The organism is Pseudophaeobacter flagellatus (assembly GCF_021228235.1).
GTDB lineage: Bacteria > Pseudomonadota > Alphaproteobacteria > Rhodobacterales > Rhodobacteraceae > Pseudophaeobacter > Pseudophaeobacter flagellatus.
Genome location: NZ_JAJQRG010000006.1, coordinates 48077 through 72376, shown reverse-complemented (window position 1 = coordinate 72376; position 24300 = coordinate 48077). Strand labels below are relative to the sequence as shown.

The following is a 24300-nucleotide window of genomic DNA, read 5'->3' as shown; positions in this document are numbered from 1 at the left end:
ATGGGAAGGGCTGGCAGACAGGCGCCGGGCACAAGAGGCCTGGATCAGCCCATCATTTGATAGCTTACCGGCACAAAGCGGAACCCGCTGTCGCGCGTTTCAACATATCCCGCCGCAGGAAAGGGCATGTGATAGCCGATCATCGGCGTGCCGGTGCTGGCCAGCATATCTAGTATTCTGCGGCGAGAGCGCGTTGCGGCCTCTTTGTCCATGTCGAATTTGACCTCCCAGTCGGGATGGGCAAAGGACCAGACATAGTGGTTGGCCAGATCCGCTGTCAGCATCAGCTGCTGTCCGTCGCTTTCCAGCATATAGCCCATATGGCCGGGGGTATGGCCAAAACTGGCCATGGCGCTGATGCCTGATGCGACCCTGTCGCCGTCTTCCAAGAAGGTCAGCTTTTCGGCAAAAGGCGTTACCTTCTGGGCCATCAGGTCGCCGACCCGGTTGCCTTCGTCCTGGCCGCGCCAGAAATCAAACTCCTGTCGGCCAGTGATATAGCGGGCCTTGGCAAAGGTTTCTGCGCCGTCCGTTGTCATGCCGCCGATATGATCCGGGTGCATATGGGTCAGGACAACAACGTCAATATCCTGCGGCGTCAGGCCGACCTGGGCCAGCGCAATCTGAATGCCGCCCTGGCCCAGGCCCGTGTCGAACAGGATCTTTTCACTGCCAGTATCCACCAGCGTCGGGGTAAAGAAAAACTGCGCCATATCGGCTGGAATGAAGTTCTGCTTTGAGGTAGCGGCAAATTCTTCATCTGTTGCGCCGCCGCCAAAAATCGCTTTGGCCCCTTCCAGGGGGCGGCTGCCATCAAGCAGGGTAGTTACGGTAAAGCTGCCAAGTTTGAAGCTACGACTATGGGAGGCCGGAGCCCTGGCCATCTCGGTGCTGCCGCTGGCAGCAAGGGTCGGGCGGGCCGTCGCTGCCAGGGGCAGGGCGGCGGCTGCGGCAAGGGCGGAGCGGCGGGTGAAGATCGCGGTCATCGAAGGGTCCTCTCTATAGGGCAGCAAGGGGGGGTGCTTTCTGGATCGCTTTGGGATGCGCTGGCTTCGGCATCCGGGACGATGCTAGCTCTGCCCTAAGCAAAACAAAGCGATTTTGGCGGAAACTCACGCAATTGTGTGCGCAAGGGGGCACCCCAGAGAGGGTGGCTCCAGCTGCGGCAAAGTGAACCGCCATGGCGATGTGGGTTTTGATGTGTCACAGGCTGGCAGGGCCGGGCTGAGGGTGGCAAAAACTGGACAAAGCTTGCCTCATGTGACATGGGCAGGGCAACAGGAGACATCTGATGACCACCACCCGTTTTGCCCCGTCGCCCACCGGCTATATCCATGTTGGCAATCTGCGCACCGCGCTGATGAATTATCTGATCGCCCGCAAGGCTGGCGGCAGCTTTATTCTGCGCATCGACGACACCGATCCCGAACGCTCCAAAGAAGAATATGTCGATGCAATCAAGCAGGATCTGGAATGGCTTGGCCTGACCTGGGACCGGATTGAACGCCAGTCTGACCGCCTGGACCGTTATGTCGCCGCCGCCGATGAACTGCGCAGCATTGGCCGTTTTTACGAAGCGTTTGAAACCCCGACCGAGCTGGATCTGAAGCGCAAAAAGCAGTTGAATATGGGCAAGCCACCGGTTTATGACCGGGCCGCGCTGGCGCTGTCAGAGGATGAAAAATCCGCCCTGCGCGCCGAACGCGGTGATGGCGTCTGGCGGTTCAAGCTGGATCATGAACGCATCGAGTGGAAAGACGGCGTATTGGGCGATATCTCGATTGATGCGGCCTCGGTGTCGGATCCGGTATTGATCCGGGGTGATGGTCAGTTCCTCTATACCCTGGCCTCGGTTGTGGATGACACCGAAATGGGCGTGAGCCACGTGGTGCGCGGATCGGATCATGTGACCAATACCGCAACCCAGATCCAGATCATCAAGGCGCTGGGCGGCACCGTGCCCGAATTTGCCCATCACTCGCTGCTGACCGGCCCGCAGGGCGAAGCACTGTCCAAACGTCTGGGCACCTTGGCACTGCGTGATCTGCGCGAGGCGGGCGTGCAGCCCATGGCCCTGTTGAGCCTGATGGCGCGGTTGGGCTCTTCTGACCCGGTTGAGGTGCGCAACGAGATGGCAGAACTGATTGACGGTTTTGACATCAACCGCTTTGGTGCAGCGCCAACCAAGTTCGATGCCGAAGACCTGTACCCGTTGACCGCTCGCTATCTGCAGTCGCTGTCGCTGGAGGATGTAAAACCCCATATCGACGCGCTGGGCGTGCCTACGGACAAGCAAGAGGCATTTTGGGCGCTGACAAAAGAAAACATCACCACGCTGAAGGATCTGGCCGGCTGGTGGGAGCTCTGCTGTGAGGGCGCCGCGCCGCTGATCGCCGAGGAAGACGCCGAGTTCATCGCCGAGGCCATGGCGCTGCTGCCGGAAGGCCCCTATGACGAGACCAGCTGGAAGAGCTGGACAACCGCCGTCAAAGAGGCCACCGGGCGCAAGGGCAAGGGCCTGTTCATGCCGCTGCGCAAGGCGGTCACCGGGCGCGAACGTGGCCCGGACATGAGCGCGCTTTTGGCGCTGATGTCTGTGGTGCAGGCACGCGGCTAGAAGGCGCCAGGCCCATCTCCCCTATGCGCTGGGGGTGACAGGGCGGGGATGACAGATACAACAGGCGGTGCCAAAAGCGCCGCCTGTTTTGTTTTGTGATCGGTCCCTATGCCTGCGGGATGATGTTCGACCCCAGGTCGGCAAGATAGCGATCCACCATTGCGGTTTCAGAGACGGATAGCTGCTGGTGGCGGGGGTATTTCGGCGCGGCGCGGTCATTCAGGATTGGGGCATCCCAGCCCAGGGTGGTGGAGAAAAAATCATCCACCCCCGCCGCGCCAAAGATCTGCAAATGCCCCTGCACGACCACATCAAGATAGCTCAGCAAAATCGGGTGTCGGGTGTCGCCCTGGCTCTGGCTATGCGGGGGTACCGAATAAAATGAAATCTCTGGGCTGCGTGACAGGTCGTGGCTGATCAACCCGTTGCCCGGCAGGCGGTCATAGGCGAATTCACGTTCGTCCAGCGCCTGCCAATCGGCATTGGGCACGGCCGCGATCAATCCGTCGATCTGCACCTGCGGCGCGGGTACCACGCTCAGGAAGGCTTCATCGCGCAACGCGGTATGGCACCAGCTGCGTTGCCAGCCGCTCAGCCGGGCGGGCTGCGGGTCGAGGTAGTCATGGGTGGCGGTGTTCACCAGGCTGCCATAGCCAAAGAAATAGGGATGGGGCATTATCTGATCGTCATTCCATTGTTAAAACGCTGGGTGATTGATGTATGTCAAACTTCTTTTTCGCGCGCTGTGCAACATAACATGATCGAAAACTTGGGCGGAGCCAGACCATGCGAATTACCAAAAGGACCAATATCGCCGTACGCCTATTGATGTACTGCGCCGCAAACGAAGAGCGTCTGGTGACAAAATCCGAAATCGCAGAATGTTGCAATATCTCTGAAAATCATTTGGCGCAGGTGATCAACCAACTAAGCCAGTTGGGGTATTTGCATACCCAGCGCGGCCGTAACGGGGGCATGACCCTGGGGCGGGATCCGGCTGAAATTCAGATTGGCCAGGTCTTTCGTCATGTCGAAGGCGCGCTGCCAATTGCCGAATGCTTCGCCGATACCGACAATACCTGCCCGCTGGCCTCGGCCTGTCGCCTGAAACTGGCTCTGTCAGATGCGGCGCAGGCCTTCTATCGGTCGCTGGATGATCTTTCGGTCGCGGATCTCGTCTGTGGCAACGTCGACTTGCTGCGCATCCTTCAGCCGGTGGCCTGTGGTACAGCGGCAGGCGTTGCCGCTGCTAATGCCAAGCTAGAGGTCGCGCCTTCGGTGGGTTAATCGCGGGTGCGCAGAATGCGTGCGGGCCGGGCTGCCAGGGGCCGCCAAGCAAAGATCAACCCGGCCAGCAGTGTGGTCAGTACCCCTCCTGATATTACCGCCAGCGCATTCGGCCAGATCACCACAAAGCTGGTTTCAAAGACATAGTAGTTCACAGCCCAGGCTCCGCATATCCCGGCGGTCAGCGCCACCGCCGCAGCCCCGGCGCCCAGGATGATTGAGCGCAGGGCAAAACTGGCAAGGATTCGCGCCCGGGAGGCGCCCAGGGTTTTCAGCAGCGCCGCCTCGTAGCGGCGTGCCGGTTCCCCGGCGGCGGCGGTGCCCAGAAGCACCAGAAACCCGGTCAGCAGGGTGGCTGCCGCGCCATAGCTGGTGGCTGCTGCAAGCTGGCGCAGAATGTCAGACACCCTGTCGATGGCATCGCGCACCCGGATGGCGGTGATATTGGGCATCTCGCGGGCCAGATCGCGCAGGATCTGCGCTTCGGCTTCGGGCGCGGCATAGACGGTGGCAATGAAGCTGTGCGGCGCGCCCGCCAGGGTGGCCTCATTCAGAGTCAGCACAAATCCCATGCCGGCGGTGGAAAAATCTACATTGCGAAAGCTGGTGATTTCGGCCTGTATATCGCGTCCCAGCACATTCAGCGTGATGGTATCGCCCAGATTGAGACCCAGCTCTTCGGCCTCTTCGGCGGCAAAGCTGACCTGTGGCGGGCCAGTGTAATGCTCGGGCCACCAACTGCCCGCCACCACCTCTGTGCCCTTGGGCTGGGCGGAGGCATAGGTGACTCCGCGATCACCGCGCACCACCCAATGATCGCCTGCCACCTCCTGCGCGGGGGAGCCGTTGATCTTGGTGATGACGGCGCGCAGCATGGGGGCGCTTTCGACCTTGCTGACCGCGGGATCGGTTTCAACCCGGTTCAGGAAGGCAGGCATCTGGTCGCGTTGAATATCAACAAAGAAATAGGATGGGGCCACATCGGGCAGGTTACCGGCGATGGCGCGGCGCATATTGCCGTCGATCTGGCCAATGGCGGCAAGAACCGTCAACCCCAGCCCCAGTGCCAGCACCGCAGGCACCGCGCCATCGCGGGCGGTGCCGATGGCGGCCAGCGCCCAGCGGAGCGCTGGTCGGCCACGGCTTAGCCTTCTGCCATGGCGCGCCAGCCAGCCCAGGCCAAGCGCGGCAACCAGCAGCACCAGCAAGGCCGCCATCAGCCCGCCGGCTGTCCAGAGCGTCAGCTCAGGCGCGCCGGAAAACCAGGCGGCAGATCCCACCAGCAGCGCCAGCGCCAGCGCAGTAGTCAGGATATAGCGCGGAGCGGGCAGGTGGCTTTCCTCGCCCAGGGTGCCGCGAAACAATGCGGCGGCGCGGATCCGTTCTGCCCGCGCCAGCGGCCAGAGCGCAAAGATGAAGGCGGTGAGAAAGCCATAGAGCGCCGCCTCAACTAGGCTACCAGGGTAGAGCGCAAACAGCGCCGGAAAGGGCAGCTGCGCCGCAATCAGTGGTTCCAGCAGGACAGGCCCCAGCCCGCCCAGCCCCAGCCCGATCGCAACCCCCAGCAGGGTCAGCGCCCCAATCTGCAAAAAATAGGTCAGAAAGATCACTCGCCGGTCGGCGCCCAGCGTGCGCAGGGTAGCGATGGTGGTGGTTTTGGTGGCCAGATAGGCGCGCACCGCCGCCGAAACCCCAACGCCGCCCACCGCCAGACCGGACAGACCCACAAGCACCAGAAACCCACCCAGCCGTTCGACAAAAGTGGCAATGCCGGGCGCGCCATTGCGGGCATCGCGCCAGCGCATGCCGCTGGCCTCAAACCGGGCGCGCGCCTCGGCCTGCAGCGCATCCAGGTCCCTGTCGGCTGGCAGCGAGAGCCGGTATTTGGTGGAAAATAGTGATCCCGGTGCCAACAGCCCGGACTCTTCCAGTGCCGGACGGGCCACCAGGGTCCGTGGCCCCAGCGCAAAGCCCGAGGCGGCAGCGTCCGGTTCGGTCTTGATGGTGGCCATCAGGACAAAATCCTGGGTGCCAAAGCGGAGCCGATCACCGGGGCGCAGCCCCAGCCGGTCGGCCAGAACCGGCATCATCGCCACCCCCGGCAGCCCATCCTGGCCTGCCAGTGCATCAGCCAGCGGCATTTGGGGCATGAGCGCGATCTGCCCCTCCAGCGGATAGGCGTCATCTACCGCCTTGACCTGGGTCAGGGCGCGCTCTTCCCCCAGGGTCGCCATAGAGCGGAATTCGACAATCTCTGACACGGCGGTAGAGTTTTTCGCCATCCAGGCGCGTTCCTGCGCATTGGCAAAGCGATAGGTAAAGGTCAGTTCGGCATCGCCGCCCAGCAGGCTGGCACCTTCCTGTGTCAGCCCCGCCTCAATTGAGGCGCGAATGGAGCCGATAGCGGCGATCACCGCCACCCCCAGTGCCAGACAGGCCAGAAAGATTCGAAAGCCTTTTACGCCGCTGCGCAATTCGCGCCGGGCAAAGCGCCAGGCCAGCGACAGGGATTGCCCAAAAGGGGTCGCAGGGGTGGCCCCCGTCATTCGGCGGCCTCTGTTGCCTGTTGCGGTGCGGCCAGTTGGCCATCGCGCAGCCGAACCACCCGATCGCAACGCGCGGCCAGTTCTGGCGCATGGGTAACCATGATCAGTGTGGCCCCGGTGCGGTCACGCAGACCAAAGAGCAGATCCATCACCGCCGCGCCATTGGCCTCGTCCAGGTTGCCGGTGGGTTCATCCGCCAGCAGAATTGACGGGCGGGGGGCCAGGGCCCGGGCCAGGGCCACACGCTGCTGTTCTCCGCCAGACAATTGGGCCGGGAAATGCCCAGCACGATGACCCAGCCCAACAGCTTCCAGCTCGGCCTGGGCGAGGTCAAAGGCATCGCGTCGACCGGCCAGCTCTAGCGGGGTTGCGACATTTTCCAGCGCTGTCATGGTGGGGATCAGATGGAAGCTCTGGAAGACCACGCCCATATGTGCACGGCGAAACCGGGCCAGGGCGTCTTCATCCATGGCGGTGAGATCTTGGCCCAGAGCGGTGATCTGACCGCCTGTTGCCAGCTCTAGCCCGCCCATCACCATCAAGAGCGAGGATTTCCCCGAACCCGAAGGCCCGATCAGGCCCAGAGTTTGACCTTTGCGCACATCCAGCGAGATCCCACGTAGAATTTGCACCGGCCCGGTATTGCCATTCAGCGTTAAAGACGCATCTTTGAGGTGAAGAACGGGTGGTTCTGTTTCGGTCATGATGCTGCGCCTGTGAAATACACTCTATCGGATATGGAGCATTTAGCGCGATGCGCAAGGTTTTGGCCCTGTTGGGATTGATAATTTTTGTAAACGTTGCGACCCAGAGCCAGGCAGAGGATCTGCGGATTACCGCCTTTGGCGACAGTCTGGTGCAGGGCTACGGGCTGCCACAGGGAGAGGGGTTTGTGCCGCAGCTGGCTGCCTGGCTTGAGGTCCACGGTGCCGAGGTGACCCTGAGCAACGCCGGAGTATCGGGGGATACCACGGCAGGGGGGGCTGCCAGAGTTGACTGGACGTTGTCGGATCAACCGCAGGGGCTGATTGTGTTGTTGGGGGGTAATGATCTGCTGCGCGGACTGCCCGCAGCCGAGGCCCGCGCCAACCTGCGCAAAATTCTACAGGCGGCGCAGGCACACAGGGTTGAGGTCCTGTTGATCGGCATGCAGGCGCCGGGCAACTATGGTCCGGAATACAAGGCCGCCTTTGATAGCATTTATACGGATCTGGCGCAGGAGTTTGACGTGCTGCTGCATGCCGATGCCTTTGCCGGAATTCGCGCTGAAACCGGGCAGGACCCGGCGGCGGCGCAGGCCTATATGCAGGCTGATAACATTCACCCCAATGCCAAAGGTGTGGCGCTGAATGTGGCTGCGGTTGGGCCTGCGGTCATGGCCCTGCTGGCGCGTCTGTCTAGCCCGGAGGAAAACGGCTAGGGGCAGGAAAAAGGGCCAGGAGGCCAGCGCCAGGGCACTGTCGGCGGCGTCTGTTCCAAGGATCTACCCTATCCGGGTTGCGGCCATTGGTGGCAGATTCCAGCCAGGGACTAAAGCGGCGTATTGCAGGGGCGGACGCAAAAGCGGCCCCAAAAAATCAGGGCCGCCGATACAAATGTTTGGGGGCTTATAGCAGCGCGAGATCAACCGCGGATTCACGGCCATCACGACCAGGCTGCATTTCGTAGCTCACTTTTTGATTGTCCGCGAGGCCTGTCAGACCGGACCGCTCTACTGCGGAAATGTGAACAAATACATCGCTTCCGCCGCTGTCAGGGGCGATAAAGCCAAATCCCTTGGTGGTGTTGAACCATTTGACGGTGCCAGTTGCCATCGTCTCTTCTCCTAGTTTCTTCTCACGCTTTCTGCCCGCAACATGCGGCAGTATGGCTTGCTCATTCTGGTGGTAACCCATCCATCAGGGACAAATATCACCCCTTTTATGACCTCGCGATGACAGCATTGGACAGAAGCGGCTTTCGCGCAAGAAAAAATCTTCAATCCGCCTTTGTGCGGCGCTGCAGGTGCCTATGTCACCGGGGCTGTTGCAGAAATTTCTTTTGCATGATGTTTTTTTTGGCGATTTATCGGGGCTACGTCCTGCATTATGTCGGGCCTGCTGACCTATTGTCGGGTCTACAAAACCGTGACTTTGGTGCCCAGCGGTACCCGTTGGTAGAGATCGGTAACATGTGAATTCAACATGCGGATGCAGCCATTGGAGGCCGAAGTGCCAATGGTTTCGGGCTGGGTGGTGCCGTGAATGCGAAAGTAGGTATCCACCCCGTTTTGGTAGAGATAGAGCGCCCGCGCGCCCAGCGGGTTGTCCGGCCCACCTGGCTGTACGTAGCTGTTATCGACAAAGCGTTGGTAGATGCGCGGGCTGCGTTCGATCATGTCCTGGGTGGGACGCCAGCCGGGCCATTCGCGTTTGCGCTGGATAATGGCGCTGCCGGTGAATTCCAGCCCGGCCTTGCCAACCCCCACGCCATAGCGGATGGCCTTGCGCTGTTCGGTGACAAAATAAAGGTAGTAGGATCGCGGCAGGATCAGGATTTCGCCGGGTTGGTAATGCTTCTTGATCCTTACGTATTGCGGTGTCGGGTCAAAAACGGGTGCCGATTTTGCGCGGGCGGGCATGGCAAAACCCGACAGGGAGAAGGTCGAAACGGCTGCAAGAGCGGAGGTGGAAAAAACGCGGCGAGAAATCATCTGAGCCTCACATGTTGGAACATACCTGCCTGTGTATCTTGTGGCGCTGGTACCATTCCGTCAAGACGGCGAGGGGCAGGGAGGCCGGGTAGAGCTGGGCCTTGCAGATTGCAGCAGCGCGCCTATGATCAAGCCGATTGCCTGCACTGGGAGCGTTGTTATGGCGGAAAAAACCCTGACCTGCCTGGCCTGTGGCCAGTTGAACCGAGTGCCCGAGGCACGGCTGACGGCGGGCCCCAAATGCGGCAGTTGCGGCGCGGCACTGCTGTCAAAGCAGCCTGCGGATGTGGATCCGGCGATCCTGCAAAAGGCGGTGCAGAACGATGATCTGCCATTGATTGTGGATTTCTGGGCACCCTGGTGCGGACCCTGCAAGATGATGGCGCCAGAGTTCACCAAGGCAGCCGACAAGCTGACCGGCCAGGCCCGTCTGGTCAAGCTGGATACCCAACGGCATCAATCCACCGGTGGGCGCTATCGGATCAAGGGGATCCCGACCTTGGTAGCTTTTGAGCGTGGCAAAGAAAAAAGGCGCCAATCAGGCGCCCTGCGTGAAGGTCAGATTGTCGCGTGGGTCAAAGCGCGTTAGCGCCACCGGGCCGAGAGGCCGAAAACTGCGGCTCGGGAGTGCTGCGCAGTACCAGCATGGCAATCGCCAGCGCGGCAACGCCAATACCCGTGCCGGAATAGAGCAAGAGGCTGTGCCAGATGTGCAGATCAAACAGGGTAAAGCCGGTCACAGCCGTGACAAGGCCAACGAGGGATCCAAACATGATACTGACAAACGCCATTGTGTCTCACCTTTACTCAACGATCTTGGCCTAGCTTAGCGCGGCCCTGTCCTTTCAATACAGTTTGAAAAGGTTAAGATTTTCTTCAAACCTTCCCGGTTTCTGCGTATCGCACAAAAGATAATTGGCAAGGTGTTACAAATAATCCGAAAAATTTAATTTCGCGGTGGGGGCTACCCCTGCCGATGTTGGATTATTTTGACACGAGCGCCACGCCATCCCTTGGTTTCGGCATCCGGCCACGACCCTGTTGCAGAACATGGGCGAGTTCGTGCACCAGAAAATCGGCTTTCTTGGCGCTGGCGGGTTTGGCAAAATAAACGTCATTGCCAATGGTAAAGGCCTTGGCTTTCAGGTCTTTGCACAGATCCTTGGCATTGCCGCCGACATGCAGCTTTACCTTGGAAAGCTTGCTGCCAAAATGCGCCTCCAGCCCTTTGCGCAGATCGCTGGGCAGTTTGCGGCTTTTGGTGCCTTCGGGCGCTGTGGTCAATTTTTTGCGTTTTGCTTTCTTGCCCTTCAGGGCCTCGACCTGACTGGTGATTTCTTCAGCGGTGATGGGCATGGACAGGGGACCTCTCAAAAAATGACACTGATAACCCGTCGTTAGAAAATACAACGCGCCTGCAGGATAGCGCCGTCGGGGCAAAACGCCAAATGCATCTTTGTGGGCGAAGGGTCCACGACCCGGCCTTGCCTGCGGCGAGAATATTTTGGGAAAGATGAAGAGATGGCAGCCTGCGGGTCCGGCGGGCCGGGTGGGCTATAGCCGGGCCTGCTATGAGAGGCGGGCGCGCGAGGTCCAGGAACGTTCCCACCGGAAAGGGAGCGTGCCGCAGGGGCAGTGGGCAAGAGGGACGGCCGAAGAAGGCCGCCCCCCAACATTTTTATCGCACGAATTTTTTGTGCTTCAGGCGCTTAGGTTCCAGTGCATCGGCCCCCAGACGGCGTTTTTTATCTTCCTCATAGTCTTCAAAGTTGCCTTCAAACCATTCCACATGGGCGTCGCCCTCAAAGGCCAGCATATGGGTGCAGATCCGGTCGAGGAAGAAACGGTCGTGGGAGATCACCACGGCACAGCCGGCAAAATCCACCAGCGCGTCTTCCAGTGCCCGCAGGGTCTCCACGTCCAGATCGTTGGTTGGTTCATCGAGCAAGAGCACGTTGCCGCCCTCTTTCAGCAGGCGCGCCATGTGCACCCGGTTGCGCTCCCCACCGGACAACAGGTTCAGCGGTTTTTGCTGATCGCCGCCTTTGAAGTTGAACGAAGAGCAATAGGCGCGGGAGTTTACCTGGGCGTCGCCGAGTTCAATGATTTCAGCGCCACCAGAGATGGCTTCCCAGACGGTTTCATTGTCTTTCAGATCATCGCGTGACTGATCCACATAAGACAGTTTGACCGTGTCGCCATAAGAGACAGAGCCGCTGTCGGGCTGTTCCTGGCCTGTCAGCATGCGGAACAGGGTGGATTTACCGGCGCCGTTGGGCCCGATCACACCGACAATACCGCCGGGCGGCAGATCAAAGGACAGGTTTTCAACCAGCTGCTTGTCGCCATAGTGTTTGGCCAGATCCTTGACCTCGATCACCTTGCTGCCCAGGCGCGGGCCATTGGGGATGACGATCTGGGCGCGGGTCAGCTTTTCGCGCTCGGACTGTTCGGCCAGATCGTTATAGGCGTTGATCCGGGCCTTTGATTTGGCCTGACGCGCCTTGGCGCCTTGACGCATCCACTCCAGCTCGCGCTCGAGTGTTTGCTGCTTGGATTTGTCCTCGCGGGCCTCTTGCGCCAGCCGTTTGGCCTTTTGCTCCAGCCAGTCCGAGTAGTTGCCCTCGTTGGGGATGCCCTTGCCGCGGTCGAGCTCAAGAATCCAGCTGGTGATGTCATCTAGGAAATAGCGGTCGTGGGTGACGATCAGGATGGTGCCCTTGTAGTCGATCAGGTGCTGTTGCAGCCAGGCGATGGTTTCCGCATCCAGGTGGTTGGTCGGCTCATCGAGCAGCAGCATCTCGGGGGCTTCGAGCAGCAGTTTGCACAGGGCCACCCGGCGTTTTTCACCGCCCGACAGATTGGCGATCTCGGCGTCATCGGGGGGGCAGCGCAGCGCCTCCATCGAGACATCGACCTGGCTGTCCAGATCCCAGAGGTTTTCCGCATCGATGCTGTCTTGCAGCGCGGTCATCTCTTCCATCAGCTCGTCGGTGTAGTTCTCGGCCATCTCAACCGCGATCTGGTTAAAGCGATCAACCTTGGCCTTTTTCTCAGCCAGACCAAGCATGACGTTTTCACGGACCGTCAGGCTCTCGTCCAGCTTGGGTTCCTGCGGCAGATAGCCAACACGGGCGCCTTCGGCGGCCCAGGCTTCGCCGGTGAAATCCTTGTCGAGACCGGCCATGATCTTCATCAGGGTCGATTTACCAGCGCCGTTGACGCCGACGACACCGATTTTTACGCCGGGCAGGAAGGAGAGGTGGATGTTTTCAAAGCATTTCTTACCACCGGGGTAGGTCTTGGAGACACCCTGCATGTGGTAGACGTATTGATAGGCGGCCATGTGACTGCTCCATGATGGGGGAATGCGTGCTGGCTGGTGTGATAGCGGATGGCAGGGGCGGGGGCAATCATGGATACTGAAAGGCAGCGCCTGCGATTTTTATGCGCTCGGGTCCGAGCCCTTTTGTGGCCCGCCCTGCGCCTGATTTTGCCGTCCCGGTAGTGGCGTGCGGTCAGCATGACGACGGCGGTTTATGTCTTTCCAAGGTCCATGCAGGTTTTGCGGGTAAAGCTGGTTGTATTTACGGGGTGGTCGGCTTGATCTCACCTTGGAAACTGTGCATCACCGAACGGATGAGACAGGGGTTTCCATATCTGCGGCCGGGGCTGCGCGTCGGTTTGCTGGGGGGCTCCTTTGATCCGGCCCATCAGGGCCATGTGCAGATCAGCCGCGCGGCGCTGCAGCGGTTTAATCTTGATCGGCTCTGGTGGCTGGTTTCGCCCGGCAATCCGCTGAAGGCACATGCCCCTGCCAGCATGGCTGGTCGGGTGGCGGCGGCATCTGCGCTGATGGATCACCCAAAGGTGCATGTCAGCGATATCGAAGCCCACCTTGGCACGCGTTACACGGCGGAAACGCTGCGGGCGTTGCGGCGAATCTATCCGGGGGTACGATTTACCTGGTTGATGGGGGCGGACAATCTGGTCCATTTTCACCACTGGAAGGACTGGCGTCAGATCATGGAGACGGTGCCGATTGGGGTGCTGGCGCGACCTGGCGACCGGATCGCGGCGCGGCTCTCTCCGGCGGCGCGGATTTACCGGGGCGCGATGATCGGTGACCGCGATAGCCAGGCACTGGCCCAGGCCCAGGCGCCGGCTTGGTGTTTTGTCAATATTCCGCTGATTGCAGCCAGTTCTAGTCAGATTCGGGCTGCCGGGAAATGGCCGGGCAGGGAGCCCAGCGGGTGTGCCGCTGGGCCAGAGGCCGATCAGCCGCCCTCTGCCTGACGGGCGCGGCATCATGGAGGGAGGCAACCAGACAGTAAACCGGGCTGAGCAGTGGCACATATTGCAAAAGAACACTCTGGCAATCTGCATTTTTTGTAGGTGACACGGTATTAAATGCAATATGAGCGAGACAGCATGCCATAAAACGGGTCTTTGTTTGCTGTATCGTAGCTTTCCTATTAGATATTGACTGACATGTTTTCGAGACGCTTTTTCCTTTCCTCTGCCGCAGCAGCCCTTGTCGTTCCGGTAGCTTCCGGTGCCCTGGCCAATGCGCCTACAACCTCTTTGCGGCCGCAGGCACGGGCGGGGGGCGCATTGCTTCAGGGCGGCACTGGGGAGCCTTCTGTCAGCCTCAAGACGCTGCTTACGCGTTCCGGTCTGTCGGGGCAGGTGGTCTGCGCCGTGGCCGAGGTGGACAGTGGCAAGGTGCTGGAAGCCGAAGGCAGCCAAGAGGGGCAGCCGCCGGCAAGTGTGGCCAAGGCGCTGACGGCGCTTTACGCGCTTGAAACATTCGGCGCACAACACCGTTTTACCACCAGATTATTGGCTGCCGGCCCGGTCCTGGGGGGCGTGCTGAAGGGCGATTTGATCCTGGCCGGCGGCGGCGATCCGATGCTGAACACCGATCATCTGGCGCAATTGGCGCGCGCGTTGAAAAACGCCGGCATCCGCGAGGTGCGCGGTGGTTTCAAGGTCTGGGACGGGGCGCTGCCCCAGGTGCGCAGCATTGACGGCGATCAGCCCGATCACGTGGGGTATAGCCCGGCGGTTTCCGGTATCGCGTTGAATTTCAACCGGGTGCATTTTGAATGGAAGCGTGCCAGCAAGGGCTGGTCGGTCACCATGGATGCCCGCACTGAGAAATACCGCCCCGAGGTCAGCATGGCGCGGATGAAAGTCGCCAATCGTGCGTTGCCGGTTTATACCTATGCTGATCGCGGCGGCGTGGACAGTTGGACCGTTGCCTCCCAGGCGCTGGGCAAGGGGGGGGCGCGCTGGTTGCCGGTGCGGCGCCCGGCGGATTATGCGGCAGATGTGTTTCGCACCATGGCCCGGGCGCATGGGGTCAAGCTGAAGGCCGCGAAATCGGTGCAGAACCTGCCGCAGGCGACGCTTTTGGCGCAGCATCACAGCCCGCCGCTGGATCAGATGCTGAAGGGCATGTTGAAATATTCCAACAACCTGATGGCCGAAATGATTGGCATGTCGGCCACGGCTAAACGCGGCAAGCGCCCCAGGGATTTGAAGGATTCTGCCAATGAGATGTCGCGCTGGGTCAAGGCGCGCTACGGGGTCAGCGGCATCCGCATGGTGGACCATTCCGGCCTTGGCGATGCGTCACGGGTGACGCCAAGCGCCCTGCTGAAGGTTCTGGTCGCGGCATACAAGGGGGGCAGGCTGAAGCCGCTGTTGAAAGAGTTCCCCATGCGCGACAGCAATGGCCGGGTGATCAAAAACCACCCGATCAAAGTGGCTGCCAAGACCGGAACGTTGAATTTTGTTTCCGGACTGGGGGGCTTTTTGACCACCCCTGGCGGTACCGTGCTGGCCTTTGCGATCTTTGCCGCCGATACCCAGGCCCGCGCCCGTATCAGCCGGGCAGAGCGCGAGAGGCCAAAGGGGGCGCGCCGCTGGAACAAACAGGCCAAGCGTTTGCAGCAACAACTGATCGAACGCTGGGGCCAAAGCTACGGCAGCTAAGGCCTGGCCACCAGCTGCCCCCTGTCTTGCCTGTTCAGGGCGGAGGCAAGGGGGGCTTACGGTGCCGTTTGCACCTCGACAAAGGTTTCGTGATAGCAGGCACCATCCTCGATATCCGTGCGCAGATCAGCCGGGATCAGCGCATTCACGGTAAAGCCGGTCTGCGATGTGGCGCGCCAGGTGCCTTTGGGGGAATAAATCACCCCTGGGCGGGTAGCATCAGAGATTTTCAATTGCAGGGTCACCGCGCCACGCGCGTTTGAGACCAGGACAAGCGCGCCATCCTTCAGGCCACGGGCTGCGGCATCTTTGGGGTGCATTTCCAGCTGCTCTGGTCCAGAGGAGGCCGGGTCCGACCCAAAGGTTGCATTGGTGCGCTTGGCAGAGCTGGGGCTGATGAGCACCAACGGCAGATCCTGCGCCACCGGGTCATAGCGCGGCACACCAAAGCCATAGCGGGTTTCATACTCCTGGCTGAACAGCTCAATCCTGCCCGACTTCGTCGCGGGGATGACGTTTTGACACATAACCAGGGGCGCGCCATCTGCTGCCATCATTTCGATGGCGCGATCCAGCGCGATCTCGCTGGGGCGCTGGCCGTCCAGCTGTGGATGACTGGCATCAATTGCTTCATCCATCAATTGGCTGTCGCTGGCCTGAAACAGCGCATCCTCATAGCCAAAGCGCTTGGCCAGGCGGCGAAAAATTTCCGTATTGGGCAGGCTTTCCCCGACACAGGGGATCACCGGGGCGGCGCGCTGCAGATAGTTCTGCCCATAGGCGCCATAGATGTCGTCAAATTCAAAATGCGACGCGGCGGGCAGGATCACATCGCAATAGGCCATGCTGTCGGTCATCACCACATCGCAGCCGACAATGAACAGATCTTCGCGCATCAGGGCGCGCATCAGATTGGCCTGATCCGGGTGGGTTGCAACCGGGTTGTGGTTGTAGATCATGGTGGCCTTGATCGGGGGCTCCAGCGTGTCATCCTGCAGTTTTTCGGCCAGATCCACGATGTTAAAGACCCGGGTGCCGGGTTTGATCAGGTGATCTCCCTGCAGCCTTGCTTGGGTCTTTGGGGTGGCGCTGCCGGATTTGGCCAGGACGCCCGCGCCCAGCCGTCCATGATGACCCAGCAGGGCAGGTAGGGCCATGGCGGCGCGCAGCCCGGACCCACCAGAGCGGCCGCGTTCAATCCCGTTGCCAAAGGCGCAGGCCATGGTCTGCGCCGCCTGCATCATATCGGCAAGCGCATGGACCTCGGCGGTGGTGATGCCGCAGATCTCGACGATCTGTGCGATGCTATAGCGCCGCGCCTGTTCCATGAAGGGGGCAAAGCCATCGACCCAGAGATTGATGAAATCCTGATCCAGCGCCCGGCGGCGCTCTAGCTCGGCCGCCAGCCCCATGGCCAGCACCACATCGGTGCCAGGTTTGATTTGCAGATGCATGTCGCATTGTTCCGCGATCTTGACCCGCTTGGGGTCGATCACCACCAGCCGCCCGCCCTGGGCGCGCATCTTTTTCAGCAGCGGCGCCAGATGCAGGTTGGAGACGGTGACATTGTTGCCCCAGACCAGCACCAGATCAGAATGGACAACTTGAAGCGGCGGCATTCCGGGGGCACTGCCAAAGAGGCTGGCATAGGCGCCGCCCCGCACCCCGCCGCAGAGCGGGCCACGGTTCAGCAGGCTTGCCCCCATTTTATAAAAGAAACGCCGATCCATCGAGCCGCCGGCCAGCTCTCCATGTGGGCCGGCATAGTTGAAGGGCAGGATGCTTTGCGGGCCGTGGCTGTCGATGGCTTTGGTGAAACCCGCATGAACCAGATCCAGCGCGGCGTCCCAGCTGATGCGTTCAAACTGCCCGGTGCCGCGAGGCCCCACCCGTTTCAGCGGATGGGGCAGACGGTTTTTGCCATGGACAAATTCGGGGTAGGACCGGGCGACCTTGTTGCAAATCACGTTCGCGGTAAAGGGGTTGGCCCGAGATCCCTTGACCTCGACCAGGCGGTCGCCCGCAACCTTGACAGAGAGGCTGCAGGTGTCGGGGCAGTCCAGCGGGCAGACCGAGGGCAGGGTGCGGATCGCGCGAGGGGTATTCATAGGCTGGCTCCGATTGCAGTGGCTGGAGCCTGTGTAGCCTTGAACTGGATCCGTGATTAAGCACCAAAAATGCGAAATTTCAGCAGACCAATTTGATCTGCCGCCTCAGTCTTGTGGCGGCCTAGACCATGTGGCGGGCGCGGGCACCACGCTCAATAGCTGCCGCATGCAGCCGGTCGATGTTCAGCTCATAGCGGACCTCGGCCAGGAACTCGAGCTCGGTCTCGGCCAGCTTGCCATCGGCCGCGGCCACATCACAGGCCAGCGCATAGGCGGTTTCATAGAGATGTTCGGGCAGGTCGTCGCGGATCAGGCCAAACAGGGCCTCCAGCCCGTCTTCCTGTTCAAACAGGTCCAGAACGGTGTTCGAAATCCGGGTCATGCGGTCGATGTCGTAATCAGCAAAGACGGGCAGCATGTTGACGGCAGACTGGATCTTGATCAGCTCGGCGGTGCGGATGTTTTCATCCGAGGCAGAGACCGCCACCATCAGGGCCACGAGACAGTCCTGGGGGGACATGGATTGGGCGTTTTTCTCGGGCATGGGACATCCTTTTTGCGCGAAATTGCTAGCTTGAGAATAGGCTTGGCCAGAGGCAGGTTCAACTGCTGCCACTGTCCTATTGGCGCGAAACTGGCGGGAAACAGCCACTCGTAGTTGTTTTTGTGGCGCGTGCTGACCTGCGGGCGGGGCACTTTTATGCCAGTGCTTCGTCTGCGCCGGGAAAGCGATAGGTGATCTTCTCAAAGCTGGCCTCGGCAAACCCACAGGCAAAGCGCGGATCATCCGGGCTGGCCTGGGTGCCATGTTCGGCATTGGCGTGCACATAGATGGCAACACCGGGGCGCGGATTGTTGATTTCAGCTCTCATGCCATGTTGGTGAGTGCCGGGCTGGCCGGGCAGGGGATCTTTCTGGCCTGCGGGTCATTTTGATAGTTTTCATGAGACGGGTGCCCTGTTGCAGCTGCAGGCACCAAGGGCCACCTCGGCACGGGGGACTTTGCCGGGTTGCACGACGGCGCGGCTGCACGGCGAGATCTGCACCAGATTCTCGATTGGATTGTCGAAAAGGCGCAATTTCACGGCTGAAAGCAGCGCAGCTGCAGCTGTCTTTGTTGACTTATGCTGCATCTGCGCCATAGACCGGGCCGACCTAGTCAATGGGACTGCGGCATGGGGCTGCGGGCCATGGGTATGCGGCCACTGCGGCCGCCGATGGAGAATAAGATGTCTGATCTGCGCGAAACCGCTCTGACGAGCAAAGCCTGGCCATTTGAAGAAGCCCGCCGGGTGCTCAAACGGTATGCAAAGGGCGCGCCGGATAAGGGATTTGTTCTGTTCGAAACTGGCTATGGCCCCTCCGGCCTGCCGCATATCGGCACTTTTGGTGAGGTGGCGCGCACCACGATGATCAAGAACGCCTTTGAGGTAATCAGCGATATCCCGACCAAACTGGTCTGTTTTTCTGATGATCTGGACGGTATGCGCAAGGTGCCGGGCAATGTGCCCGATGCCGACAGCTTGGTGCCACATCTGCAAAAGCCGCTGACCTCGGTGCCGGATCCCTTTGGCACGCACGAGAGCTTTGGCCATCACAACAACGCCATGCTGCGCCGCTTTCTGGATACATTTGGCTTTGAGTATGAATTCTACTCAGCCACCGAGTTCTATGGCTCGGGCCGGTTTGATGAGGTGCTGAAGCGCGCCGTTGATAAATATGACGAGATCATGGAGGTCATGCTGGCCTCTTTGCGCGAAGAGCGGCGTCAGACCTATTCGATCTTTTTGCCCTTCCACCCCGAAACCGGCCGGGTGCTTTATGTGCCGATCAAGGTGGTTGACGCCGAAAATTACACCATCACCTTTGATGATGAAGAGGGCAAGGAATGGACCGTGCCGGTCACCGGTGGCAATGTAAAGCTGCAGTGGAAGCCCGATTTTGGTGCCCGTTGGGCGGCGCTTGAGGTCGACTTTGAGATGTATGGCAAGGATCACAGCACCAACACGCCGATCTATGACAAGATCTGCCGTATTCTGGGCCATCGGGCACCGGATCATTTCACCTATGAATTGTTCCTAGACGCCAATGGGCAGAAGATCTCCAAAACGTCGGGCAATGGGATTTCGATCGACGAATGGCTGACCTATGCCAGCGCCGAGAGCCTGTCCTATTTCATGTATCAAAAGCCCAAAACTGCCAAGCGGATGCATTTTGACGTGATCCCAAAGGCGGTGGATGAATACCACCAGCAGCTGCGGGCCTATGCGACGCAGGACCAAAAGGCACAGCTGAACAATCCGGTCTGGCATATCCACGCCGGTGATGTGCCTGCGTCCGATATGGTGGTGCCTTTCAGTATGCTGCTGAACCTGGCCAGTGCCTCCAGCGCAGAAGACAAGGCGACCTTGTGGGGCTTTATCAACAAATATGCCCCGGATGCGACGCCCGAAAGCAACCCGACCATGGATCAGGCGGCGGGTTTTGCGGTGGCCTATTTCAATGACTACGTCAAACCCGGCAAGGTGTTCCGCGCCCCCAGTGACGTTGAACGCGCAGCCCTGAGAGATCTGGCAGAGGCGCTGAAATCGCCGGATGCGGCGCTGGCGGCGATTGCCAAGAAGAACGAGATTGCCGGCAAGGACGAAGCGCTGCCAGAGGCGGATTTTTCCGATGCCGATTTCCTGCAGTCGGTGGTCTTTGCCATTGGCAAAATCCACGGGTTTGACCCGCTGCGCGATTGGTTCACCGCGATCTATGAGGTGCTCTTGGGGGCCAGCCAGGGCCCACGCTTTGGCGGCTTTATCGCACTGTACGGCGTGCAGGAAACCATCGCGATGATCGACAAGGCCCTGGCCGAGGCGTAATCGGCGGCGGGCCTGCTGCGCAAAGATCGGGACTGCCAGGCCCTCCTGTCTTTGGAGCATAAGAATTAAGAATAATGGGCGCCCTTCGGGGCGCTCTTTTTTGTTTTGGAGATTTCAAGGCGGGATCTGGGTCTCACCCAAGCAAAGCTTTGAAGTCACCCATCCCCTGATTGAGGTCCTGGCAGGAGGCGGTCGCACCCGGCAAGGCAAATAGCCGTCTCCCCGCCCCCTGGGCAGGGCCCCTCGGCGATTTGCCTTGCCTGCTGCTCTCTATTCCTGCCGGGCGGTCCTCAGGTGATGGGCGGCTCCAAAGCAAAGCTGCGACGTGTGGTGGCAGTGCGGGGGCAGCGCGCGCCCTGCTTTTGGGTCCTTAAGTTGGGCGGGGTAGCTCTTGTCGGTGAAATGCATGTGCGCTGCTGGAAAGGGTTACGGGATGAATAAAGTGATTTCTGCGGGATTGGAACTGATGCCGCCTGCGTTCGAGGCGGGGTTGGATACCTGGTCGAGTGGTGATGGAACGCCGGGGTCTGATACCTATGAGACGGCGCCGAATGCTGCCATCGTGGTGGCCGATCCGGATTTTGCCGACTGCCTGGAAATGCAGAAGCTGCAGGCAACCCAGAAGCTTCGCTACATGGGCAAGACGCCGCTGTTGCCGGGGTGCTATCTGCAGGTAAAGGCCCGGATCAAGGCGGTAAGCGGTGCCTTGCCAACGGTGCGTATCGCGGGTTGGGCTGGCGACAGCAGCGACACTCATGTCGGGGGGGTGATCGAGGTGGGTGCGACCACCACGCTGACCGCTTATGGCACTGTGGTCGAGGTGATGGCCATCATCGGCACCGGGGCGCGGCAGGGGGTGGATATGCCCTGGGGGTTGGCGGCGAGCTATGGCCATTTGGGGTTGGATCTGATTGGCCCCAATGGCGGTGTGGTGCGGATTGATGATATCGAGGTCACCGATGTGACCAGCGCCTTTCTGCGCGATATGCTGTCGCGCGTGGATGTCACGGATTACGGCGCCATTGGCGATGATGTAACGGACAACACGGCCGCGTTTGAAGCGGCGGATGCGGCGGCGGCCGGGCGGCAGATCCTGGTGCCTGCGGGCGCGTTTTTCTTGGCGCAGACCGTGTCGTTGAACAATCCGGTGTATTTTGAAGGCAGCCTGCGGATGCCGGTGGACAAGATGCTGCTGCTGCGCAAAAATTTTGACTTTCCCAGCTATGCGGCTGCCTTTGCCGATGAGGAAGCGGGGTTTAAAAAGGCCTTTCAGGCGCTGTTGAATTCGTCGGATCATGAATCGCTGGATTTGGGCGGTCGTATGGTAACGGTCACTGCACCAATCGACATGCAGGCGGCGGTGCCCAATCGCAGTTCTTATGCAACCCGGCGGGTGATCCGCAACGGGCAGTTTTCGGCCACTGGCGGCGCCGCCTGGGACACCGAAACCTGGAGCGAGCAGGCCACCTATGACATCAATGATCCGCGTAAGCTGAAGAACGTGAGCAACATCGCCAATATTCCCGTTGGCGCATTGGTTGAAGGCAGCGGCGTTGGCCGCGAGATCTATGTGCGGTCCAAGAATACCGGCGCAGGTGAGATCACGCTTAGTGCGCCGCTCTATGATGCGGTGGGGACGCAGGTCTTTACCTTCAAGGATTTCAAGTATCTGCTGGATTTCAGCGGCTTTAGCGCCCTGAGCAAATTTGGCATGACGGAGGTGGAAATTCAGTGCAATTCCCACTGTAGCGCGCTGCGCCTGCCCTCGGCTGGGACGGTGTTCAGCCTGGACCACTGCTTTATTTCGCGGCCCAAGGATCGCGGGATCACCTCTATCGGGTCGGGTTGTCAGGGCATTCTGGTAGACAATTGCCAGTTCCTGTCAGCGGAAGAAGCCGAGGATGTGCCTGATCGCAGTTCTGTCGGGATCAACGTCAATGCCAATGACGCCAAGCTGCGCAACAACCGGGTGACCAAGTTCAGACATTTTGCGCTGCTTGCGGGGGCAAATAATACCATCACCGGCAATCACTTTTTCCAAGGCGACGGTGTCGCGGGCGGGGTGCGGACGGCGGGGGTGATCCTGGCCTCGACCTATTGTGCCACGACAGTGTCGGACAACTATGTCGACAACTGTTTTATCGAATGGACCAATGAACAGGATCCTACGCCTGATTTTTCCAATGGGTTTTCCTTTAGCGCGCTGTCAATCACCGACAATGTCTTCCTGTCCAGTGATGTGGCGCCCTGGTTCAGCTATGTGGTGGTGAAACCCTATGGCACCGGGCATTTCCTGAATGGGGTAAGCATTTCTGGCAATAAGTTCCGCTCTATCAATGGCTATATTGACCGGGCCGACCGGGTGGATACCAGCTTTTCCGATCTGGAGTTCAACCGCTGCAAATCGGTGTTCTTTGAGGGCAATACCTTTCACGGTATTTCCACAGAGGTAGCCAGCCCGCTGCGTCTGCGTCATGAACAGGCTACGGTCGCCAGCAGTTGGGTGGTGACGACGGATGGCGGGCTGCCATTTCAGGGCCATGCCCGTGCGGTGGATGCGGTGGTGGCAATTGGGCCGATGCGCGACTCCAGTGGTACCTACAAATATCCGCGCCCCTATGTGCAGCTAGAGAAGGGCAGCAACAAAGATGAGATCCGGCTGAACTGGGGCGAAAGCCTGCACGGTGAGGTGCAGGTGGTGGTGCGGGTTGACAAGTAGCGCCGATCCCAAAAAGCGCCCGTCTGCGCGGCACAAAAGGCGACCGGGGAAGGGCACGTTGTTTCCCTGGTTTGTCGCTGCCGGATCCCTTTATTGGGGGGCGCTGGGCGGGATCAGATCTGCCGGGTTAAGGTGAAAGGCCTTGCCAAATCCACCATTCAGATAGCCCAGATCCAGTGCGAATTGCACAAAGGAAAAGTCTGAAAAATCAATGTAGAGCTTGGCTTTGGGGTGGCTGCGTAGATAATGCGCTGCCAGGTGCGGATGCGCGGGGCTTTGTCGGTCGATAAAGGTGGCGCGGCCAACAAGGCTGATCCGGGGATGGGTCAGCGGGTCGCCCTTGGGGCCGGGGTCGCCAACCAAGAGCGAGCAGGCCGGGTTGTTGCGCAGGATCTGGCTGTGCTGTGCCAGGCTGGAGATTAGGCTGATTGGGTGCCCGGCGGGGCTTAGGCCAAAGGCAACCCGGGTTACCAGCGGGCAGCCTTCTGAGGTCACTGTGCCCAATGCGGCGCTGCGCGCGTCGCGCATCAGCTGTTGGGCCAGGGCACGGGCGGCATCATCGGTGGGGCGGATTGGGTTGGTCATGCGGTCCATTTCTGCCGTCCATTTATGCGGTGCAAATCGGCGCTGGCCGGATCAGAACCGCTGCCAGAGGGCGATCTTAAGGCCCAGACTTTGCCGGGGGCTGCGCCGATATTCAAGGCCGATGGTCAGGTCGCTGGTCTCAAACGGCTGCTTGCCCCAGACCGATAGCCCGGCCAGATTGATGCGCACCGCCGGGGTGATTGAATATCTAAAGTCAACATTCTGGCCAAAGGCAGTTTCAAAGCTGAGCAGCGGCGAGAGCCGTTGACCAGTCGACATTCCAAAGCTGCCGTCGAGTTTCCACAGTGGATGGGCGGCATTGCCGCGCTGTTCCAGCATCAGATCGAGGTTGCCCCAGAGATTGCCCAGCCGGGTCTTCGCCCCGCGCCCTGCCGACAGGGTGAAGCGATACATCGGATGCCATAGCCCCTGTGCATGATTGGCCCCAAGCGCCAGTTCCGCAGCAATCTGGGTTCCTCCATCGCCCTGACGCAGCGGCAGGCGGGCAAACAGAAGCGCATGGCCGGATTGGATGTCTGATTGGTCGAGGTCGATTCCAAGGTCAAACTGCCCGGTGACACCAAAGTCGCGATAATAGCTCAGCTCTGGCTCTAGCCCTTGCTCGGTGTCGCGCAGGATCAGGCTGGTGGCTACAAAGCCTTCGCCCTTGGGGCGCTTCCAAGCACCAGCCGTGGCGGCCAGCGGCTGCACCACCGTAAGGCAAAGCCCTAGGATCAGCACCCGTGCCCGCATGCAGCCCCGCCTTTTGGTCAGCGGGCTGAGGCTGGGCAGAAAATCGCCGGAATTTCCAATATCCATACACACGTTATAGGTGTATTTCTGGCATCGGCAATCAGCCGATTGAAAAACCGTTCCGCT

At 60.1% G+C, this 24300-nt stretch carries 22 protein-coding genes; 8 read left to right on the top strand and 14 right to left on the bottom strand.

The genetic code is table 11. The features are described from left to right. Positions 1-44 precede the first annotated feature (44 nt). Positions 45-986 (bottom strand): MBL fold metallo-hydrolase, encoded by a 942-nt coding sequence (locus tag LRK71_RS12895; RefSeq protein ID WP_232404240.1) that lies wholly within the window; start codon positions 984-986, stop codon positions 45-47. Between the two features lie 305 nt (positions 987-1291). Between LRK71_RS12895 and gltX the strand changes: the two genes are divergently transcribed. Next, the gene (gltX, locus tag LRK71_RS12890; protein WP_232404239.1) at positions 1292-2617 is read left to right on the top strand and encodes a glutamate--tRNA ligase; all 1326 of its coding nucleotides are present in this window, start codon (positions 1292-1294) and stop codon (positions 2615-2617) included. 106 nt (positions 2618-2723) lie between these two features. Here gltX and LRK71_RS12885 read toward each other — a convergent pair whose 3' ends face one another. Next, positions 2724-3293, bottom strand: coding sequence for a gamma-glutamylcyclotransferase family protein (locus tag LRK71_RS12885; RefSeq protein WP_232404238.1), 570 nt, complete (start codon positions 3291-3293; stop codon positions 2724-2726). A 110-nt stretch (positions 3294-3403) separates the two neighbouring features. Here LRK71_RS12885 and LRK71_RS12880 point away from each other — a divergent pair, with 110 nt between their 5' ends. Further along, entirely contained in the window at positions 3404-3904 is a 501-nt protein-coding gene (locus LRK71_RS12880) for an RrF2 family transcriptional regulator (RefSeq protein ID WP_232404237.1), read from the top strand. Here the strand turns inward: LRK71_RS12880 and LRK71_RS12875 are convergent. After that, on the bottom strand, positions 3901-6450 hold the full coding sequence (locus LRK71_RS12875) for an ABC transporter permease (protein ID WP_232404236.1): 2550 nt from the start codon (positions 6448-6450) through the stop codon (positions 3901-3903). The genes LRK71_RS12880 and LRK71_RS12875 overlap by 4 nt on opposite strands. Next, positions 6447-7154 (bottom strand): ABC transporter ATP-binding protein, encoded by a 708-nt coding sequence (locus LRK71_RS12870; protein ID WP_232404235.1) that lies wholly within the window; start codon positions 7152-7154, stop codon positions 6447-6449. Before LRK71_RS12870 ends, LRK71_RS12875 begins: the two co-directional genes overlap by 4 nt. A gap of 50 nt (positions 7155-7204) precedes the next feature. Between LRK71_RS12870 and LRK71_RS12865 the strand changes: the two genes are divergently transcribed. Then, entirely contained in the window at positions 7205-7870 is a 666-nt protein-coding gene (locus LRK71_RS12865) for an arylesterase (RefSeq protein WP_232404234.1), read from the top strand. A gap of 187 nt (positions 7871-8057) precedes the next feature. Here the strand turns inward: LRK71_RS12865 and LRK71_RS12860 are convergent, their stop codons facing one another. Both LRK71_RS12860 and LRK71_RS12855 read right to left on the bottom strand, forming a co-directional pair. Next, the gene (locus LRK71_RS12860) at positions 8058-8264 is read right to left on the bottom strand and encodes a cold-shock protein (RefSeq protein ID WP_027241328.1); all 207 of its coding nucleotides are present in this window, start codon (positions 8262-8264) and stop codon (positions 8058-8060) included. A gap of 302 nt (positions 8265-8566) precedes the next feature. After that, positions 8567-9142: a L,D-transpeptidase gene (locus LRK71_RS12855; RefSeq protein ID WP_232404233.1), complete on the bottom strand. Its 576-nt coding sequence runs from the start codon at positions 9140-9142 to the stop codon at positions 8567-8569. A 160-nt stretch (positions 9143-9302) separates the two neighbouring features. Between LRK71_RS12855 and trxA the strand changes: the two genes are divergently transcribed. Further along, positions 9303-9731: a thioredoxin gene (gene trxA / locus LRK71_RS12850; protein WP_232404232.1), complete on the top strand. Its 429-nt coding sequence runs from the start codon at positions 9303-9305 to the stop codon at positions 9729-9731. On the opposite strand, the gene LRK71_RS12845 is transcribed toward trxA, so the two are convergent. The 3 genes from LRK71_RS12845 to ettA form a co-directional block, all read right to left on the bottom strand. Next, positions 9718-9933, bottom strand: coding sequence for a hypothetical protein (locus LRK71_RS12845; protein WP_232404231.1), 216 nt, complete (start codon positions 9931-9933; stop codon positions 9718-9720). The two genes, trxA and LRK71_RS12845, sit on opposite strands and share 14 nt — an antisense overlap. A 193-nt stretch (positions 9934-10126) precedes the next feature. Then, the gene (locus LRK71_RS12840; RefSeq protein WP_232404230.1) at positions 10127-10498 is read right to left on the bottom strand and encodes an eCIS core domain-containing protein; all 372 of its coding nucleotides are present in this window, start codon (positions 10496-10498) and stop codon (positions 10127-10129) included. 322 nt (positions 10499-10820) lie between these two features. Then, a complete protein-coding gene (ettA, locus tag LRK71_RS12835) occupies positions 10821-12488 on the bottom strand; it encodes an energy-dependent translational throttle protein EttA (RefSeq protein WP_232404229.1) in 1668 nt (555 codons plus the stop codon). Positions 12489-12781: 293 nt separating this feature from the next. Between ettA and LRK71_RS12830 the strand changes: the two genes are divergently transcribed. Further along, the gene (locus LRK71_RS12830) at positions 12782-13438 is read left to right on the top strand and encodes a nicotinate-nucleotide adenylyltransferase (protein WP_232404356.1); all 657 of its coding nucleotides are present in this window, start codon (positions 12782-12784) and stop codon (positions 13436-13438) included. 195 nt (positions 13439-13633) lie between these two features. Beyond that, on the top strand, positions 13634-15142 hold the full coding sequence (gene dacB, locus LRK71_RS12825) for a D-alanyl-D-alanine carboxypeptidase/D-alanyl-D-alanine endopeptidase (protein ID WP_232404228.1): 1509 nt from the start codon (positions 13634-13636) through the stop codon (positions 15140-15142). A gap of 56 nt (positions 15143-15198) precedes the next feature. On the opposite strand, the gene LRK71_RS12820 is transcribed toward dacB, so the two are convergent. The 3 genes from LRK71_RS12820 to LRK71_RS12810 form a co-directional block, all read right to left on the bottom strand. After that, complete coding sequence (locus LRK71_RS12820; protein ID WP_232404227.1) at positions 15199-17250, bottom strand: molybdopterin oxidoreductase family protein; 2052 nt, start codon at positions 17248-17250, stop codon at positions 15199-15201. 121 nt (positions 17251-17371) lie between these two features. Continuing rightward, entirely contained in the window at positions 17372-17794 is a 423-nt protein-coding gene (locus tag LRK71_RS12815) for a tellurite resistance TerB family protein (protein WP_232404226.1), read from the bottom strand. Positions 17795-17948: 154 nt separating this feature from the next. Further along, positions 17949-18122 (bottom strand): hypothetical protein, encoded by a 174-nt coding sequence (locus LRK71_RS12810; protein WP_232404225.1) that lies wholly within the window; start codon positions 18120-18122, stop codon positions 17949-17951. A 357-nt stretch (positions 18123-18479) separates the two neighbouring features. Here LRK71_RS12810 and LRK71_RS12805 point away from each other — a divergent pair, with 357 nt between their 5' ends. Both LRK71_RS12805 and LRK71_RS12800 read left to right on the top strand, forming a co-directional pair. Continuing rightward, complete coding sequence (locus tag LRK71_RS12805) at positions 18480-20117, top strand: lysine--tRNA ligase (RefSeq protein WP_232404224.1); 1638 nt, start codon at positions 18480-18482, stop codon at positions 20115-20117. A gap of 433 nt (positions 20118-20550) precedes the next feature. Continuing rightward, a complete protein-coding gene (locus LRK71_RS12800; protein WP_232404223.1) occupies positions 20551-22836 on the top strand; it encodes a glycosyl hydrolase family 28-related protein in 2286 nt (761 codons plus the stop codon). Positions 22837-22926: 90 nt separating this feature from the next. Here LRK71_RS12800 and LRK71_RS12795 read toward each other — a convergent pair whose 3' ends face one another. Further along, positions 22927-23421 carry a HugZ family pyridoxamine 5'-phosphate oxidase gene (locus LRK71_RS12795; protein WP_232404222.1) on the bottom strand — a complete coding sequence of 165 codons (495 nt, stop codon included), beginning with the start codon at positions 23419-23421 and terminating at the stop codon, positions 22927-22929. A 51-nt stretch (positions 23422-23472) separates the two neighbouring features. Further along, positions 23473-24240 carry a hypothetical protein gene (locus LRK71_RS12790; RefSeq protein ID WP_232404221.1) on the bottom strand — a complete coding sequence of 256 codons (768 nt, stop codon included), beginning with the start codon at positions 24238-24240 and terminating at the stop codon, positions 23473-23475. Positions 24241-24300: the final 60 nt, after the last annotated feature.